Genomic DNA, 14,558 nt, shown 5'->3' on the forward strand with positions numbered 1-14,558 from the left:
GCCCCCGTCCATTGGACGGGGGCTTCCCTGTGTGTGCTGGGGCGGGCCTAGTTCTCGTCCGCCAGTGTGCCGAGGTACAGCTGGATGACTTTGGGGTCCTTCATGAGTTCGCGGCCCGTGCCCGTGTAGGCATCCCTGCCCTGGTCCAGGACGTAGCCGCGGTCGCAGATCTGCAGGCAGCGGCGGGCGTTCTGTTCCACCATGATGACGGAGACGCCGGCACGGTTGATCTCGTGCACCCGCAGGAAGGTCTCGTCCTGCTTGACGGGGGAGAGGCCTGCCGACGGTTCGTCCAGCAGCAGCACCGCCGGCTCCATCATCAGTGCCCGCCCCATCGCCACCATCTGGCGTTCGCCGCCGGACAGGGAGCCGGCACGCTGGGCCCGGCGTTTTCCGAGTTCCGGGAACAGGCTGGTGACGAACTCGAAGCGCCGGGCGAAGTCCTTGGGCCGCTGGAACATGCCCATCTGCATATTTTCCTCGATGGTCAGTGTGGCGAAGACGTTGTTGGTCTGCGGCACGAACCCGACGCCCTGCGTCACCAGCTTGTTGGCCTTGAGTCCCGTGAGGTCACGGCCCCGGACCACCACTGACCCCGAGTGCACCTTGACCAGGCCGAACATGGCCTTCAGCAGTGTGGACTTGCCTGCCCCGTTGGGGCCGATGATGCCGATCAGTTCGCCCTTCCGGGCCTCGATGCTGCACCCGTTGAGGATGTTGACCCCGGGGAGGTATCCGGCCACCAGGTCGGTGACTTTGACGACGACGCCGTCCTCGGCTGCGCTGCTTGCGGCCGGGGCCGCGCTCGTGGCACTCATTCCTTGTCCTTTTCTGCCGGTGCGGCGGCGGGGCGTGCGCCAGTATCCGCGCGTCCGGCGTCGGGCCCGGCTTCGGTGATGGTGGGTACCGTGGCGTCCACCGCGATCATGCCGGCGTTCTCTGTGCCGACGATGGATTCCTCATCCGCGGCGAGTTCCTGCTCCAATTCCCGGATGCCTTCGGTGTCGCCAAGGTCGACGTCGTGGTGGGCGCCCAGGTAGGCGTCGATGACGGCGGGGTCCTTCATGACCTCGCCAGGAGGTCCCTCGGCCACGATCTTGCCTTCGGCCATGACCACCACCCAGTCCGCGATGTGCCGGACCATGTGCATGTCGTGTTCCACGAAGAGCACGGTCATGCCCTCGGACTTCAGGTTCTTGATGTGGTCCAGCAGCGACTGCGTCAGCGCCGGGTTGACCCCTGCCATCGGTTCGTCCAGCATCACCAGTTTGGGCCGGACCATCAGGGAACGGGCCATTTCCAGCAGCTTGCGCTGCCCGCCGGAGAGCGAGGCCGCGTAGTCGTCCTTCTTGGTGTCCAGCTTGAACTTCTCCAGCAGGACGTTGGCGTGCTCGGTGATTTCCTTCTCGCGGCCGCCCCAGATGTTCTTGAACAGGGCCTTGGACAGCCTCTCGCCGGGCTGGTTGGACGCGCCGAGCCGCATGTTCTCCATGACGGTCAGCTTGCCCATGACCTTGGTGAGCTGGAACGTGCGCACCATGCCCATCCGCGCCACCTTGTAGGAGGACACCCCGGCAATACTTTGGCCCTCGAACTGCCACTTGCCCGAGTTCGGCGTATCAAAGCCGGTGAGCAGGTTGAACAGGGTGGTCTTGCCGGCTCCGTTGGGTCCGATCAGGGCGGTGATCTTGTGCCGCGGAATTTCCAGGTAATCGACGTCGACGGCGTTGATGCCGCCGAAGCTGCGGGTGACGTTTTCGGCGACGACGATCGGGTCCCGCTTCTTGCAGCCGGGGGCGTTCTCCCCGACGGCGATTGGCCGGGAGTCCGTCATGTAGTCGACGCCCTCTTCCATTGCTTCCTCGTGGTGCTTGCTCATGCGAACGCCAGCTCCTTCTTGTTGCCAAAAACACCCTGCGGCCTGAAGATCATCAGCAGCATCAGGGCGATGCCCACCAGGATGTAGCGCAGCTGCCCGGCCTGGACCGTGGTCAGCCAGGTCACCGCGCCGGATTCGATGAGACCGTACAGGACGCCCTGCGTGAGGGACAGGACCACCCAGAAGATCATGGCGCCGATCACCGGTCCCAGGACCGTGGCCATGCCGCCCAGCAGCAGGCACGTCCACAGGAAGAACGTCAGCTCGGTGCCGTAGTTCGCCGGCTGCACGGCACCGCGGGGGAGCGTGAAGATCATTCCGGCCAGCGCGCCGAAGGTGCCGCCGATTACGAGCGCCTGCATCTTGTGGGCGTAGACGTTCTTGCCCAGTGAACGCACCGCGTTCTCGTCCTCGCGGATGCCCTTCAGCACCCGGCCCCAGGGGCTGCGCATCAGGAGCCAGACGAGGACGCAGCCCACGGCCACCAGTCCCCAGCCCACCACCCGGATGAAGAAGTCCCGGTTGTTCATGCCGAAGTAGGAGCCCTCCGGGAACGGGTTCATCGAATAGAACCCGCCCTCGAAGGCGGCGAGCCCGTTGGCGGAACCTGTCACGGAGGTGAGCTGGTTGGTGGTGACGACGTAGCGGACGATCTCCGCCGCTGCGATGGTGACGATGGCCAGGTAGTCCGCCCGGAGGCGGAGGGTGGGAATGCCGAGCACCAGCGCAAAGAGCACCGAGCAGACGACGGCGATCAGGAGGCCGATGAAGAAGGGCACCCGGAAGGTGAGCGTCGAGATGGCGAAACCGTACGCCCCGACGGCCATGAACCCGGCCTGGCCGAAGTTCAGCAGGCCCGAGTAGCCGAAGTGGACGGCGAGGCCGAGGGCGGCAAGTGCGTAGGCTGCCGTCGTGGGGCTGAAAAGTTCGCCGGCCGCGCTGGCAAGGATAAATCCGAAGTCCATGGCTGTCTCCTAACCCACGCGCTCGCGACGGCCCAGGATGCCCTGCGGCCGGAACAAGAGGACAACGATCATGATGAAGAGTGCTCCCACGTACTTGAGGTCGGCCGCCAGGCCGAACACGGTGGTCAGTTCGACGAAGATGCCCACGATGACTGATCCGACGAGGGCGCCGAAAACGGTACCGAGACCGCCGAGGGTCACACCGGCGAAAATGAGCAGCAGGATCTGCGAGCCCATGTCGAAGGTGACACCCGGGCGGTAGTAGGCCCAGAGGATGCCGCCCAGGGACGCCAGCACACCGCCGACGATCCAGACCAGGCGGATCACGCCGTCGACGTCAATCCCGGAGGCGGCCGCCAGTGCGGGGTTGTCCGCTACGGCCCTGGTGGCCTTGCCGAGCCGGGTCTTCAGCAGCACGATGCCGATGAGGGCAATCACGACGGCGCTGATGACCAGGGACCACAGGTTGTTGGGGGAGATGGACACCGGGCCGAGCTGGATTTCCGCGCTCTGTGCGAACGGCAGCTGCTGGGTGGCCCCGCCGAAGTAGAACTGGATGATGTAGCGGACGGCCAGGGCCAGGCCGATGCTGACGATCATCATGGGCACCAGGCCGGTGCCGCGCCGGCGCAGCGGCCGCCAGAGACCGGCATCCTGGGCGTAGCCGAAGAGCCCGCCGCCGAGCATGGCCAGGATGATGGCCAGCCAGAAGGGCAGGTTCATGGCGCTGAAGCCGAAGACCAGCACCGCGCCGAGGGTCACCATCTCGCCGTGCGCGAAGTTGGTGAGGCCGGTGGTTCCGAAGATCAGGGACAGGCCCACGGAGGCAAGCGCCAGCAGGAGCCCGAAGCTGAGCCCGGCCACGAGCCTGTTGAGCAGGTTCTGCCCGAAGTCCTGCTGCTGCACCACAATGCCCTTGCCGAAGGCGAAAATGACCGAGAGGTTGGAAGTCTGGCTGAAGGTGACGGTGCGGGGGTTGGCCTGGCCCTCGGCGAGCTTGATCCCCTCCGGCAGCGTCGATTCGTCCAGCTGGATCTCATAGGTGCCCTGCTGCGGAACACCAATGCGCCAGGATCCGTTGGCGCCCGATGTTGCCTCTCCCGTGAAGGACCCGCTCCTGGCCGTGATTTTGACGCCTTCGATGGGGCGCCGTGAGTCGTCGCGGAGGAAGCCGCTGATGGTGTCCTGGAACTGCTGGTTCGACGGGGGTGGTGTCGGAGCTGGAGTGCCTGCCTGCGATGCCGGTGCTGCGACCAGCAGAAGGGCCACGATGGCGGACGCAATGGCCCCCCATAGCCTCAGCAGCCCGGCCGGCCGCCGGATAGGCAGCCCTCTCGGTGTGCGTCTCAAATTGAAAACCTCCACGTGGGGGTGGTTGCGGCTGCCTCGTTGCAGCCGCTGCGAACGGAGGGCGGCGGATATAGGTGCTGGTGGAGCAGGTCTTGATTAGCTGTGATATCCGTCACCCTGACCCGCTTATCGTACAGCGCAAGCAGTACAAACCGCGTGGGCGGAGCTGGCCATCAGATAGCGATCCGGTAACAACTCGACAGCTCGCCGACCAGCCGGAACTTTCCCTGCCCCTGGGCCGTGGAACTTGGTAGCGTGACCAGTAGATCCATCACTCAACCCCATACATGGAGGACACCCGCAATGGCACTTGGCGGAAACCCGATCTTCAACGGAAAGAATTTCCGTGGAGCCACCCAGGCACCGCCTGTCCCGCAGGCGTACGGCCAGAACCACTACGGCCAGAACCAGTTCGGCCAGCAGGGCTATGGGCAGCCCGGCTACGGCCAGGGCCGCACGCCCGGCTCGGTCATGGACGCCCAGTCCGGCTGGATGTCGCAGCAGCAGAACATGACCAATGACCAGCTGCAGCAGATGTACAACCGGCCCGCCGCCGGCCCCGCCGAGACCGGGCGGATGACCTTCGACGACGTCATCGTCAAGACCGCCATCTGCCTCGCCGCCGTCGTGCTCGGTGCCGCTGTCACCCTCACGGTGAGCCTTTCGCTGGCGAGCATGCTCATGATCGTGGGTGCGCTGGGCGGCTTCGTCCTGGCCCTCGTCAACACGTTCAAGAAGCAGCCCTCGCCGGCCCTGATCCTGGCGTACGCCGCCCTCGAAGGCTTCTTCCTCGGCGGCCTGACCCGCGTCCTGGACGGGATGTACCCGGGCGTCGGCCTGCAGGCGGTCATCGGCACGCTCTCCGTCTTCGCCGTGACCCTGGTGCTCTTCAAGAGCGGCAAGGTCCGCGCCACCCCGAAGGCGATGCGCTTCTTCATGATCGCCACCATCGGCTACGCGGTTTTCGCGCTGATCAACATGGTCATGATGTGGACCGGTGCCGTGGATTCGCCGTTCGGCCTGCGCACGAGCTTCGAGATCGCCGGCATCCCGCTGGGTGTCTTCATCGGCCTGCTCGCGATCGGCCTCGCCGCCTTCTCCCTGATCATGGACTTCACCAGCATTGAGGCCGGCGTCCGGGCCGGGGCGCCGGAGCGCTTCTCCTGGACCGCCGCCTTCGGCCTGACCGTCACGCTCGTGTGGCTGTACGTGGAAATCATCCGCCTGCTGGCCATCCTGCGCGGCGACGACTAATACGGAAGCCGGCGCACCGCCGTCGTACTTCAACCAGGGAGTGGGCCCGCCAGAAGGCGGGGCCCACTCCCGCGTTTAAACACTCCCGCGTTTAACCCCTGGAGTTTTTGTCCACGTGTCGCGACTTCGGGGGCCATTTGGAGCCATTATCTGGACAAAAACTCCGGGCCGAAGGCTAGGTGAGCCGCTCCAGCACCACGGCCATGCCCTGGCCGCCGCCGACGCAGAGGGTGGCCAGGCCCATCGTCCCGTCCGTTTCGCGCAGGCCGTTGAGCAGCGTGGCGGTCATCCGGGCGCCGGTCATGCCGAACGGATGGCCCAGCGCGATGGCGCCGCCATGGACGTTGAGTTTCGCCGGGTCGATCTTCAGCTCGCGGGCGCTGGCCACCACCTGGACGGCGAACGCCTCGTTCAGCTCCACGAGGTCGATGTCCCGCATGTCCAGGCGGGCGCGGGCGAGCGCCTGCCGGGAGGCCTCCACCGGACCCATCCCCATCAGTTCGGGCGACAGCGCCGTCGCGGCGGTGGAGAGGATCCTGGCCAGCGGCGCCAGCCCCAGGTCCCGGGCAAGGTCGTAGCTCATGACCACGAGGGCGGCGGCACCGTCGTTGAGCGGGCACGCGTTGCCGGCCGTGACAGTGCCTTCCCGGCGGAACACCGGCTGCAGGGCGCTGACGGCGTCGAAGGTGACGCCGGGCCGGGGCGAGTCATCGCGGTCCACCATCGTGCCGTCGCGCCGCTCGTACGGCGTGATTTCCCGCGCATAGAAGCCGGAGGCGATCGCGGCCTCTGCACGGTTCTGGCTCAGCACGGCCCATTCATCCTGCTCGGCGCGGCTGATGCCGTAGGACGTGGCCACGTTCTCGGCGGTCTGGCCCATGGCGATGTAGATGTCCGGCATCCGGCCGCCCAGCCGCGGATCTGTCCAGGGCGTGTTCGATTCCGCGCGTGCGGCCGTGCGCTGCCGGGCCGGCTCGAACAGCGGGTTGTGGTTTTGGGCGCCCGTTTCGCCCGCCCCGGCCCAGTCCTGGTAGCGGGACACGGCTTCGACGCCGGCCGCCACGAACGCCTGGCCCTCGCCTGCCCGGATGGCGTGGAAGGCCATCCGGAGGGTCTGCAGGCTGGAGGCGCAGAACCTGTTGATGGTGGCCGCCGGGACGTTGTCCAGCCCGGTGAGGATGGTGACCACCCGGGCCATATTCGAGCCCGCCTCGCCGCTGGGTTCGGCGCAGCCGAGGTAGAGGTCATCCAGCCCGGGACCGCTGTCCCCGGTGGGGTCGAACGCCGGCACCTTGGCCAGCGCCGCCCGGACCATGGCCGCCGCGAGGTCGTCCGGCCGTTCATCCTTCAGCGAACCCTTGAAGGCTCGTCCGATCGGGCTGCGGGCGGTTGAAACAATGACTGCTTCAGGCATGCGATTAGCCTACGCCTGGACCCGGCCCGCCGCAGGGGAGCTGCCGGCTAGGCCAGCCGCATGGCCCCCGCTGCCGGGGTGACCGTGAAGATGTCCGGTGCGGCGTATCCCGCCTCTGCGAAAGCGTGCACGACGGCGGCACGCACCTCCTGCTCCCCGCTCACCGGGGTCAGGGCGATGGCCGCGCCGCCAAATCCGCCGCCGGTCATCCGGGCGCCGATGGCGCCGTTTGCCCGTGAGCTCTCGACGGCGAGATCCAGTTCCGGGCAGGAGATCTCGAAATCGTCCCGCATGGACGCATGGCTGGCGTCGAGCAGGGCCCCGATGGCCGACGGGCCCTGCTGCCCCAGGAGTTCCACGGTCTGCAGCACACGGTCGTTCTCGGTGACCACGTGCCGGACGCGGCGGAACGTGGTCTCGTCCAGCAGCCCGCTGGCCTCCTCAAGATCCCCGGGCGTGACGTCGCGCAGCGCTTTGACGCCCAGCACCTCCGCGCCCAGCTCGCAGGAGGCGCGGCGGGACGCGTAGCCGCCGCCGGCGTGTGAATGGGAGACCTTGGTGTCGATGACCAGCAGGATGAGGCCGGCCGCCTCGGCCTCGAAGGGGACCAGCTGGACGCTCTGGTCCCGGCAGTCCAGGAACACGGCGTGGCCCTTCGAACCGCGCAGCGACGCGGACTGGTCCATGATGCCCGTCGGCGCCCCGACGAAGTCGTTCTCCGCGCGCTGGGTGGCGAGCACCATGTCCTCCGGGCCCATGCCGGCGCCGGTGAGGTCGTTGAGTGCGGAGATCACGGCGCATTCAATGGCGTGCGAGGAGGACAGCCCGGCACCGAGCGGCACGTCGGAGTCCAGCAGCAGGTCCAGGCCCGGGACGTCGGTGCCGCGCTGCTGCAGTGACCAGATGACGCCCAGGGGGTACTTGGTCCACCCCTTGGCCGTTCCGGCCTGGAGCGCGCCGGTGTCCGCCGTCGTGATTCCCTGGTCCCCGTAGGTGGAGAGCATCCGGACCGTGGAGTCAGGTCTGACCGCCACCGCCACGCGGGCGGTCCTGTCGATCGCGAAGGGCAGCACGAAGCCCTCGTTGTAGTCGGTGTGCTCGCCGATCAGGTTGACCCTGCCGGGGGCCTGCCACACGCCGTCGGGCATGCGGCCGAACGCGTCATGGAACCGGGATTCGAGGTCGGTGGTGGCGGGGGCGGTCATGCGTGGGCTCCTTCGATGAGATCTGGCTCGATGAGGCCGGGGGCCACCGGGGCGAGCGCTTCGGCAGGGGAGGGCGGAACGTTGACGGAGCGGAGCCGCTCAGCCACCTGTTCGGGCGTGGTGTCATTGATGAAGGCGCCCATGGCAGCTTCTGAGCCGGCGAGGAACTTCAGCTTGTCCGCGGCGCGGCGCGGCGATGTCAGCTGCAGATGAAGGTAGCCCGCGGGGCGGAGCACGTCATCCACAGGCGCCTGGTGCCAGGCCGAGATGTAGGGCGTGGGGGTGGGGTAGAGGGCATCGACACGCTTGAGCAGGTCGAGGTAGACATGGGCCAGCTCGTCCTTCTCCGCCCCGGTCAGCCCGGCCAGGTCCGGAACCTGGCGGTTCGGGACGAGGTGGATCTCCAGCGGCCACCGGGCGGCGAACGGCACGTAGGCGCTGAAGCTGTCGCTTTCCAAAACCATCCGGCTGCCGTCCTCACGCTCGGCACGCAGGAGCGAGCCGGTCAGCGTTTCCCGGCCGTCGGCGTCGTCGTAAAACCGGCGGGCGGCGGCACCCATAACCGCACCGCGGGGGGTCACATACGGATAGGCGTAGATCTGGCCGTGAGGATGGTGCAGGGTGACGCCGATGTCCGCCCCGCGGTTCTCGAACGGGAAGACCTGCTTGATGCCGGGCAGCGCGCTGAGGGCAGCCGTCCGGTGCGCCCAGGCCTCCACAACGGTGCGGGCGCGGGTTTCACTCAGGCCGCTGAACGATCCCGTGTGCTCCGGGGTGAAGGTGACCACCTCGCAGCGCCCGAACGCCGGTCCGGTGGTCCCCCAGCCCGGGTTGGCGGGGACCGGCCCCAGGGCCGGGCCGAGGGAGGGGAAGCGGTTCTCGAACACCACGACGTCGTAGTCCGGTGCGGGGATTTCGGACGGGTTGGCATCCGTGGTGGGGCAGATGGGGCACTGGTCCGCGGGCGGCAGGTGCGTGCGCGTTTGCCGGTGCGCCGCCACGGCAACCCATTCCCCGGTCAGGGCGTCGTACCTGACTTCGCCCGGTTCCCCGCGGGGCGGAAGCTCCCGGCGGTCCCGGATGAGCTCCACCGACCGCGCGCGGGTGGAACCGGCATCGTCGAAATAGAGCAGTTCGCGGCCGTCGGCGAGCTGGGTGCTGGTGATGTGGGTCATGCGTCGTGTCCTTTGAACGCGGTGGCCGGCGGCGTTTGGCCGTCCGGGAGGATGGTGGGGCGGGCGGGAAAGTGTTCGCTGGTCGCCGGGGTGAGAGGAGCGATCCGCAGCTCGCCGACGGCCTGGCGGAGCAGGCCCTCGGCGTCGGGGCCGGCGGAGCCCGCGGCGATCCGGTCGTCGGTGATGAGGGTGCCGACGGCGGACAGCGGGGCGATCCGGGCGAGCCCCACAGTCCCGTACTTGGTGGCGTCGGCGAGCACCGCCACCCTGTCCGACGCCGCGATCATGGCGGCGTTGAGCTCGGACTCGAGGAGGTTCGGGGAGGTGATGCCGGCCTTCGCGTCGAAGCCGTGCACGCCCATGAAGCAGAGGTCGGCGTGCAGGCTGTTCAGGGCGTGCACCGCCACCGGGCCCACGAGGGCCTCGGACGGCGTGCGCTGGCCGCCGAGGACAACGGTGCGGATGCCTTCGCCGCCGCCCGCAGCCAGTGCACTGGCCACCATGAGGGAGTTGGTGGCCACCGTGAGGCGCAGATCCCGGGGGAGGAGCCGGGCCAGCTCGTGGGTGGTGGTGCCGCCCGAGACCAGCAGGGTCATACCCCGGCGCAGCAGGGTGACCGCCTCTGCGGCGATGGCCTGTTTCGCTTCTGTTTCCCGTGCCGCCTTGGCCCCGAACCCGGGTTCGAGCGCGCTGAACGAGGAGGCACGGGTGGCGCCGCCGTGAACACGCAGCAGCAGGCCGTCAGCGTCGAGTGCGTCGATGTCCCGCCGGACCGTCATTTCGGAGACGCCCAGCAGGTCCGCAAGTGCCGCTACCCGGACGGTCCCTTCGGCGTCGAGCTCCTGGAGGATGCGGTGCTGCCGCTGCGTGGCGAGCATGGGGCTCCTCCTCTCTCCGGGGCGCAGGCTGGCTGTGAATCCGGTCACTTCCGGCTTCTCTCCTATTGTTGCACAAAGCGATCAAAAACAAATACTTTCGAACAAAAGATCACAATGCCTGCTGTTTGGGCTGGGTACCGGCGCCGCGGCCGGTGCGTTGTACGGTAGGTCCATGACTTCCGGCGCGACTTCTGACACCAGCGATTCACTCCAGAGCCAGCGGCGCTACGCCACGGGCAGGCAGTACGAGCTCAGGCGGGGTGACGCGCTCGCCGTGGTCACCGAGCTGGCCGCCGGGCTGCGGTGGTACAGCCGGGGCGGCGTCCAGCTGACCGAGTCCTACGGGGATTCCGACATCCCGCCGGGCGCGACGGGCATCACCCTGGCGCCATGGGCCAACCGGGTGGAGGACGGGGTGTGGCACCTGAACGGCAAGAAACAGCAGCTGGACATTACCGAGGTGTCCAAAAACAACGCCAGCCACGGACTGCTGCGGAATGCGTCATACTCGCTGGTGGCCGAGTCCGAGTTTGCCGTGACCCTGGAGGCGCCCGTGTTTCCGCAGCACGGCTACCCCTTCCTGGTGCGGCACCGGGTGGAATACTCCCTTGCGGAGGACCTCGGCCTGGAGGTGCGGCAGACGCTGGTCAACGATTCCGAGGCCGAGGCACCGTTCGTGCTGGGGGCACACCCCTATCTCCGGATCGGTGATGTCCCCTCGGAGGAGCTCACCCTGACGGTGAATGCGGCAACACGGCTGGTGGCGGATGAGCGGCTGATTCCGCGCAGAGCCGAAGCCGTTGCGGGCGACAGCGACCTGCGGCGGGGGAAGACCGTGGGGGACCTTGATCTCGACGCCGCACTGACGGATCTGGCGTTCGACGGCGGGACCGCCCGCCACACGCTGACGGCGCCGGACGGCCGCAGCGTCAGTCTCTGGCAGGACGAGACCTGCCCGTTCGTCCACGTGTTTGTCAGCCGCATCTACCCGGGCCGGCCCGCAGCAGTGGCACTGGAGCCGATGACAGGTCCGGCCAATGCGTTCAACTCCGGGGACAGCCTGCGCTGGCTGGCCCCCGGGGACTCGTTCACCATGACCTGGGGCATCCGCGCCGACCTGGGCTAGGACAGGCGAGCCCTGTTTCCCATAGCCCGGCGGCTAGGGAAGTATTGGGCTATGACGCCAGCAAAGGACGCCGCACCAGACGACGCAGCCAACACAACCAGCGCGGCCCGGCCGCTAGGGCGCGGCCCGTTCGAGCGGCTCGAGCCGCGGCGGATCCGCACCGACCGCGACCTGGAGCAGGACATTCCCTACGGGGTGCGCATTGCAGCGGCCTGGGCCTGGCGGCTGGGCCTGATCCTGCTGGTCATCGGAGTGCTGGTCTGGCTGCTGGCCAAGGTCAGTTTCCTCATCATTCCGGTCATGGTGGCCGCCCTGCTGGCCGGCCTGCTAAGCCCCGTGGTGCAGTGGCTGCGGAAGTCGCACATCCCCAAAGGACTCGCCGTTGCCGTCACGGTCCTGGGCTTCATCGGCCTCATTGCAGGTTCCCTCGCCCTCGTGGGCCGGCAGCTGGCCCTCGGCTTCCAGGAGCTGTGGGGCGAGGCGCTGACCGGCGTCCAGCAGGTGCAGAACTGGCTGGCCGAGGGCCCGCTTCACCTGACGGCCACCCAGATCGACCAGTACATCCAGGAGGCCACGGCCGCGCTGCAGAACAACAGCAGCAGCATCCTCAGCGGCGCCCTGTCCTTCGGGAGCACCGCCGGCCACTTCGCGGCGGGACTGATCCTGGCGCTGTTTATCCTCATCTTCTTCCTCCTGGAAGGCAGCCGCATCTGGGCCTTCCTGGTCCGGCTCCTGCCGCGGCAGGCGCGCATTCCCGCCGACGGCGCCGGCCGGCGCGGGTGGACCTCCATGGTCAGCTATGCCCGGATCCAGCTTTTCGTGGCTTTCGTGGATGCGGTCGGCATCGGCGCCGGCGCTGCGATCATCGGTGTCCCGCTGGCCCTGCCGCTGGGCGTGCTGGTGTTCATCGGTTCCTTCATCCCCGTGGTCGGTGCGCTGGTCACGGGCGTCATTGCCGTGCTCCTCGCGCTGGTGGCCAACGGCCCGGTCAATGCCCTCATCATGCTGGGCATCGTGCTCCTGGTGCAGCAGCTGGAAAGCCACATCCTGCAGCCGCTGGTCATGGGCAAGGCCGTTGCCCTGCACCCGGTGGCCGTCATCCTGTCCGTTGCGGCCGGTTCCTACCTCGCCGGGATCCCCGGGGCGCTGTTCTCGGTCCCCATCCTGGCCGTAGCAAATTCGGCGATTCGGTATATTGCCGCAAGAACGTGGGAACATGAACTTGTGCCGGCTGCCGCGGGTACCGCAGACCTGGCCGCTGCCGACGAGGACAACACGTTCAAGGACGTCGGGCTGCCGGGCTCCGATTCCGGACACCGCAACCGCGCCGGCACTGCACACCGTACCCCGGACGGCACCGCCGCGCCGGGCGCCGACGTTGAAACACCCAAAGGAGAATAGTTCGTGAACACCCCCGAAAGCCTTCCCGTCACGCTGGACGATGTCCTTGAGGCGCAGAAGCTGCTGGACGGGATTATTGCGCGGACACCGGTGGAGTCATCCCGTGCCCTGGGCGGCATGGTGGGCGGCGAGGTCTTCTTCAAGTGCGAGAACCTGCAGCGCGCCGGCTCCTTCAAGGTGCGCGGCGCCTATGTGCGGATGGCACGCCTTTCCGAATCCGAGAAGCAGCGCGGCGTGGTGGCGGCCTCCGCAGGCAACCACGCGCAGGGCGTGGCGGTGGCCGCCAAGAGCCTGGGAATCAAGGCCCGGATCTACATGCCGCTCGGCGTGGCCCTGCCCAAGCTTGCCGCCACGCGCAGCCACGGCGCCGAGGTGGTTCTGCACGGGCACAACGTGGATGAGGCGCTGGCCGAGGCCCAGCGGTATGCCGACGACACCGGGGCCGTCTTTGTCCATCCCTTCGACAACGTGGACGTCGTGGCCGGCCAGGGCACCCTGGGCCTGGAGATCCTCGAACAGGTGCCCGACGTCGACACCATCCTGATGGGCGTGGGCGGCGGAGGCCTGCTGGCCGGCGTCGCGGTGGCCGTCAAGGCCCGTGCCAAGGAACTCGGCCGCGAAATCCGCATCATCGGCGTGCAGGCCGAAAACGCGGCCGCCTACCCGCCCTCGCTGGCGGCGGACGCCCTGGTGCCGCTCAAGAAAGTGTCCACGATGGCCGACGGCATAGCCGTGGGCCGGCCCGGGCAGCTGCCGTTCAGCATCATCCGTGAACTGGTGGACGACGTCGTGACCGTCAGCGAAGATTCGCTGGCGCGCGCCCTGATCTTCCTGCTGGAACGCGCCAAGATGGTGGTGGAGCCCGCCGGTGCCGTGGGCGTGGCGGCGCTCATGGACGGCAAGATCGAAAACCCCGGCACAACCGCCGTCGTGCTGTCCGGCGGCAACATCGACCCCATGCTCATGCTCAAGGTGATCCAGCGCGGCCTGTCCGCCGCCGGCCGCTACATGACCGTGCGCATGATGCTCGATGACCGCCCGGGCTCGCTGGCCACCATCGCCCGCATCATCGCCGAAAACGACGCCAACGTCACCGGCCTGGACCACACCCGGGTGGGCGGCTCCATCAGCATGGGCGACGTTTCCATCACAGTGAACCTGGAAACCAAGGGCCACGAACACGGCGAACAGGTCCTCGGCGCCCTGCGTGCCGAGGGGTTCCAGCCGATCGTGGTGCATTAGGAGGCGGCCATGCTGGAGAGGCCCGGGGATGCCCCCGCCACCAGGGAAACGGCTGCCGCCCGGGCCAAGGGCGGACTGCTGGTGGTGGGATCGTTCGTGGTGCTCCTGTTCGCCATCGAGCTGCTCAACACGGTGCTGCTGCACTCCCTGAACGGTGTCTTCGGGCTTCGGCCCAGGAGTGCGGACGGCGTCCTGGACGTGTTCACCTTTCCGCTGCTGCACGCCAACCTCAACCACGTGCTCTCCAACGCCCTGCCGCTGATCATTTTCGGGTTCCTGGTGTTCCTGTCCGGGATCCGGGTCTTCCTCACGGCGGTCGCCTGCAGCTGGCTGGGCTCCGGCCTGGCGGTCTGGCTGTTCGGCGCCGGCGGGGTCACCGTTGGCTCGTCCGGGCTGGTATTCGGCCTGTTCGCGTTCCTCCTGGTCCGCGGCTTCTTCAACCGCAGCTGGTGGCAGATTCTCCTCTCGGTGGTGCTGTTCCTGGCCTACGGCAGCATCCTCTTCGGAATAATTCCGAACGTGGCAGGCTACGTGTCCTGGCAGGCCCACCTGGGCGGCGCCGCCGGCGGCGTCCTGGCCGCCGTCGTACTGCGGGCCCGGGCCTCCCGCCGCTGAGCGCTGTTACGTTTCCCTGGCAGGACTAAGAACATATAAAGCACGACTCCGGCT

General features: G+C 67.8%; 13 protein-coding genes. 5 read left to right on the plus strand and 8 right to left on the minus strand.

The features are described from left to right. Positions 1 to 47: 47 nt before the first annotated feature. The 4 genes from ACFUTU_RS20090 to ACFUTU_RS20105 are packed head-to-tail and all read right to left on the minus strand — an operon-like array spanning position 48 to position 4,194. Positions 48 to 818 carry an ABC transporter ATP-binding protein gene (locus ACFUTU_RS20090; RefSeq protein WP_377967520.1) on the minus strand — a complete coding sequence of 257 codons (771 nt, stop codon included), beginning with the start codon at positions 816 to 818 and terminating at the stop codon, positions 48 to 50. Next, positions 815 to 1,879, minus strand: coding sequence for an ABC transporter ATP-binding protein (locus ACFUTU_RS20095; protein WP_377967521.1), 1,065 nt, complete (start codon positions 1,877 to 1,879; stop codon positions 815 to 817). Before ACFUTU_RS20095 ends, ACFUTU_RS20090 begins: the two co-directional genes overlap by 4 nt. Continuing rightward, on the minus strand, positions 1,876 to 2,844 hold the full coding sequence (locus ACFUTU_RS20100) for a branched-chain amino acid ABC transporter permease (RefSeq protein ID WP_377967523.1): 969 nt from the start codon (positions 2,842 to 2,844) through the stop codon (positions 1,876 to 1,878). Before ACFUTU_RS20100 ends, ACFUTU_RS20095 begins: the two co-directional genes overlap by 4 nt. A gap of 9 nt (positions 2,845 to 2,853) precedes the next feature. After that, complete coding sequence (locus ACFUTU_RS20105; RefSeq protein ID WP_377967525.1) at positions 2,854 to 4,194, minus strand: branched-chain amino acid ABC transporter permease; 1,341 nt, start codon at positions 4,192 to 4,194, stop codon at positions 2,854 to 2,856. A 303-nt stretch (positions 4,195 to 4,497) separates the two neighbouring features. Here ACFUTU_RS20105 and ACFUTU_RS20110 point away from each other — a divergent pair, with 303 nt between their 5' ends. Next, on the plus strand, positions 4,498 to 5,448 hold the full coding sequence (locus ACFUTU_RS20110; RefSeq protein WP_377967527.1) for a Bax inhibitor-1/YccA family protein: 951 nt from the start codon (positions 4,498 to 4,500) through the stop codon (positions 5,446 to 5,448). 175 nt (positions 5,449 to 5,623) lie between these two features. On the opposite strand, the gene ACFUTU_RS20115 is transcribed toward ACFUTU_RS20110, so the two are convergent. Genes ACFUTU_RS20115 through ACFUTU_RS20130 form a run of 4 tightly spaced genes read right to left on the minus strand, consistent with a single transcriptional unit; the run spans position 5,624 to position 10,120 of the window. Then, on the minus strand, positions 5,624 to 6,862 hold the full coding sequence (locus ACFUTU_RS20115; protein ID WP_377967529.1) for an acetyl-CoA C-acetyltransferase: 1,239 nt from the start codon (positions 6,860 to 6,862) through the stop codon (positions 5,624 to 5,626). A 47-nt stretch (positions 6,863 to 6,909) separates the two neighbouring features. Beyond that, entirely contained in the window at positions 6,910 to 8,067 is a 1,158-nt protein-coding gene (galK, locus tag ACFUTU_RS20120; protein ID WP_377967531.1) for a galactokinase, read from the minus strand. Then, complete coding sequence (gene galT / locus ACFUTU_RS20125) at positions 8,064 to 9,242, minus strand: galactose-1-phosphate uridylyltransferase (RefSeq protein WP_377967533.1); 1,179 nt, start codon at positions 9,240 to 9,242, stop codon at positions 8,064 to 8,066. The genes galK and galT overlap by 4 nt, the downstream gene beginning before the upstream one ends. Continuing rightward, entirely contained in the window at positions 9,239 to 10,120 is an 882-nt protein-coding gene (locus tag ACFUTU_RS20130) for a DeoR/GlpR family DNA-binding transcription regulator (protein WP_377967535.1), read from the minus strand. The genes galT and ACFUTU_RS20130 overlap by 4 nt, the downstream gene beginning before the upstream one ends. Positions 10,121 to 10,292: 172 nt before the next feature. Here ACFUTU_RS20130 and ACFUTU_RS20135 point away from each other — a divergent pair, with 172 nt between their 5' ends. From ACFUTU_RS20135 to ACFUTU_RS20150, 4 genes are read left to right on the plus strand one after another with little or no spacing between them, the layout of a single operon-like run. Continuing rightward, positions 10,293 to 11,246, plus strand: coding sequence for an aldose 1-epimerase family protein (locus ACFUTU_RS20135; protein ID WP_377967537.1), 954 nt, complete (start codon positions 10,293 to 10,295; stop codon positions 11,244 to 11,246). Positions 11,247 to 11,297: 51 nt separating this feature from the next. After that, positions 11,298 to 12,647: an AI-2E family transporter gene (locus tag ACFUTU_RS20140; protein WP_377967539.1), complete on the plus strand. Its 1,350-nt coding sequence runs from the start codon at positions 11,298 to 11,300 to the stop codon at positions 12,645 to 12,647. A 3-nt stretch (positions 12,648 to 12,650) separates the two neighbouring features. Then, positions 12,651 to 13,889 carry a threonine ammonia-lyase gene (gene ilvA / locus ACFUTU_RS20145; RefSeq protein ID WP_377967541.1) on the plus strand — a complete coding sequence of 413 codons (1,239 nt, stop codon included), beginning with the start codon at positions 12,651 to 12,653 and terminating at the stop codon, positions 13,887 to 13,889. Positions 13,890 to 13,898: 9 nt separating this feature from the next. Further along, positions 13,899 to 14,504, plus strand: coding sequence for a rhomboid family intramembrane serine protease (locus ACFUTU_RS20150; protein WP_377967543.1), 606 nt, complete (start codon positions 13,899 to 13,901; stop codon positions 14,502 to 14,504). The last annotated feature ends 54 nt before the right edge of the window (positions 14,505 to 14,558 follow it).

This window comes from Arthrobacter sp. NPDC057388, from assembly GCF_042668165.1.
Classification (GTDB): Bacteria; Actinomycetota; Actinomycetes; order Actinomycetales; family Micrococcaceae; genus Arthrobacter.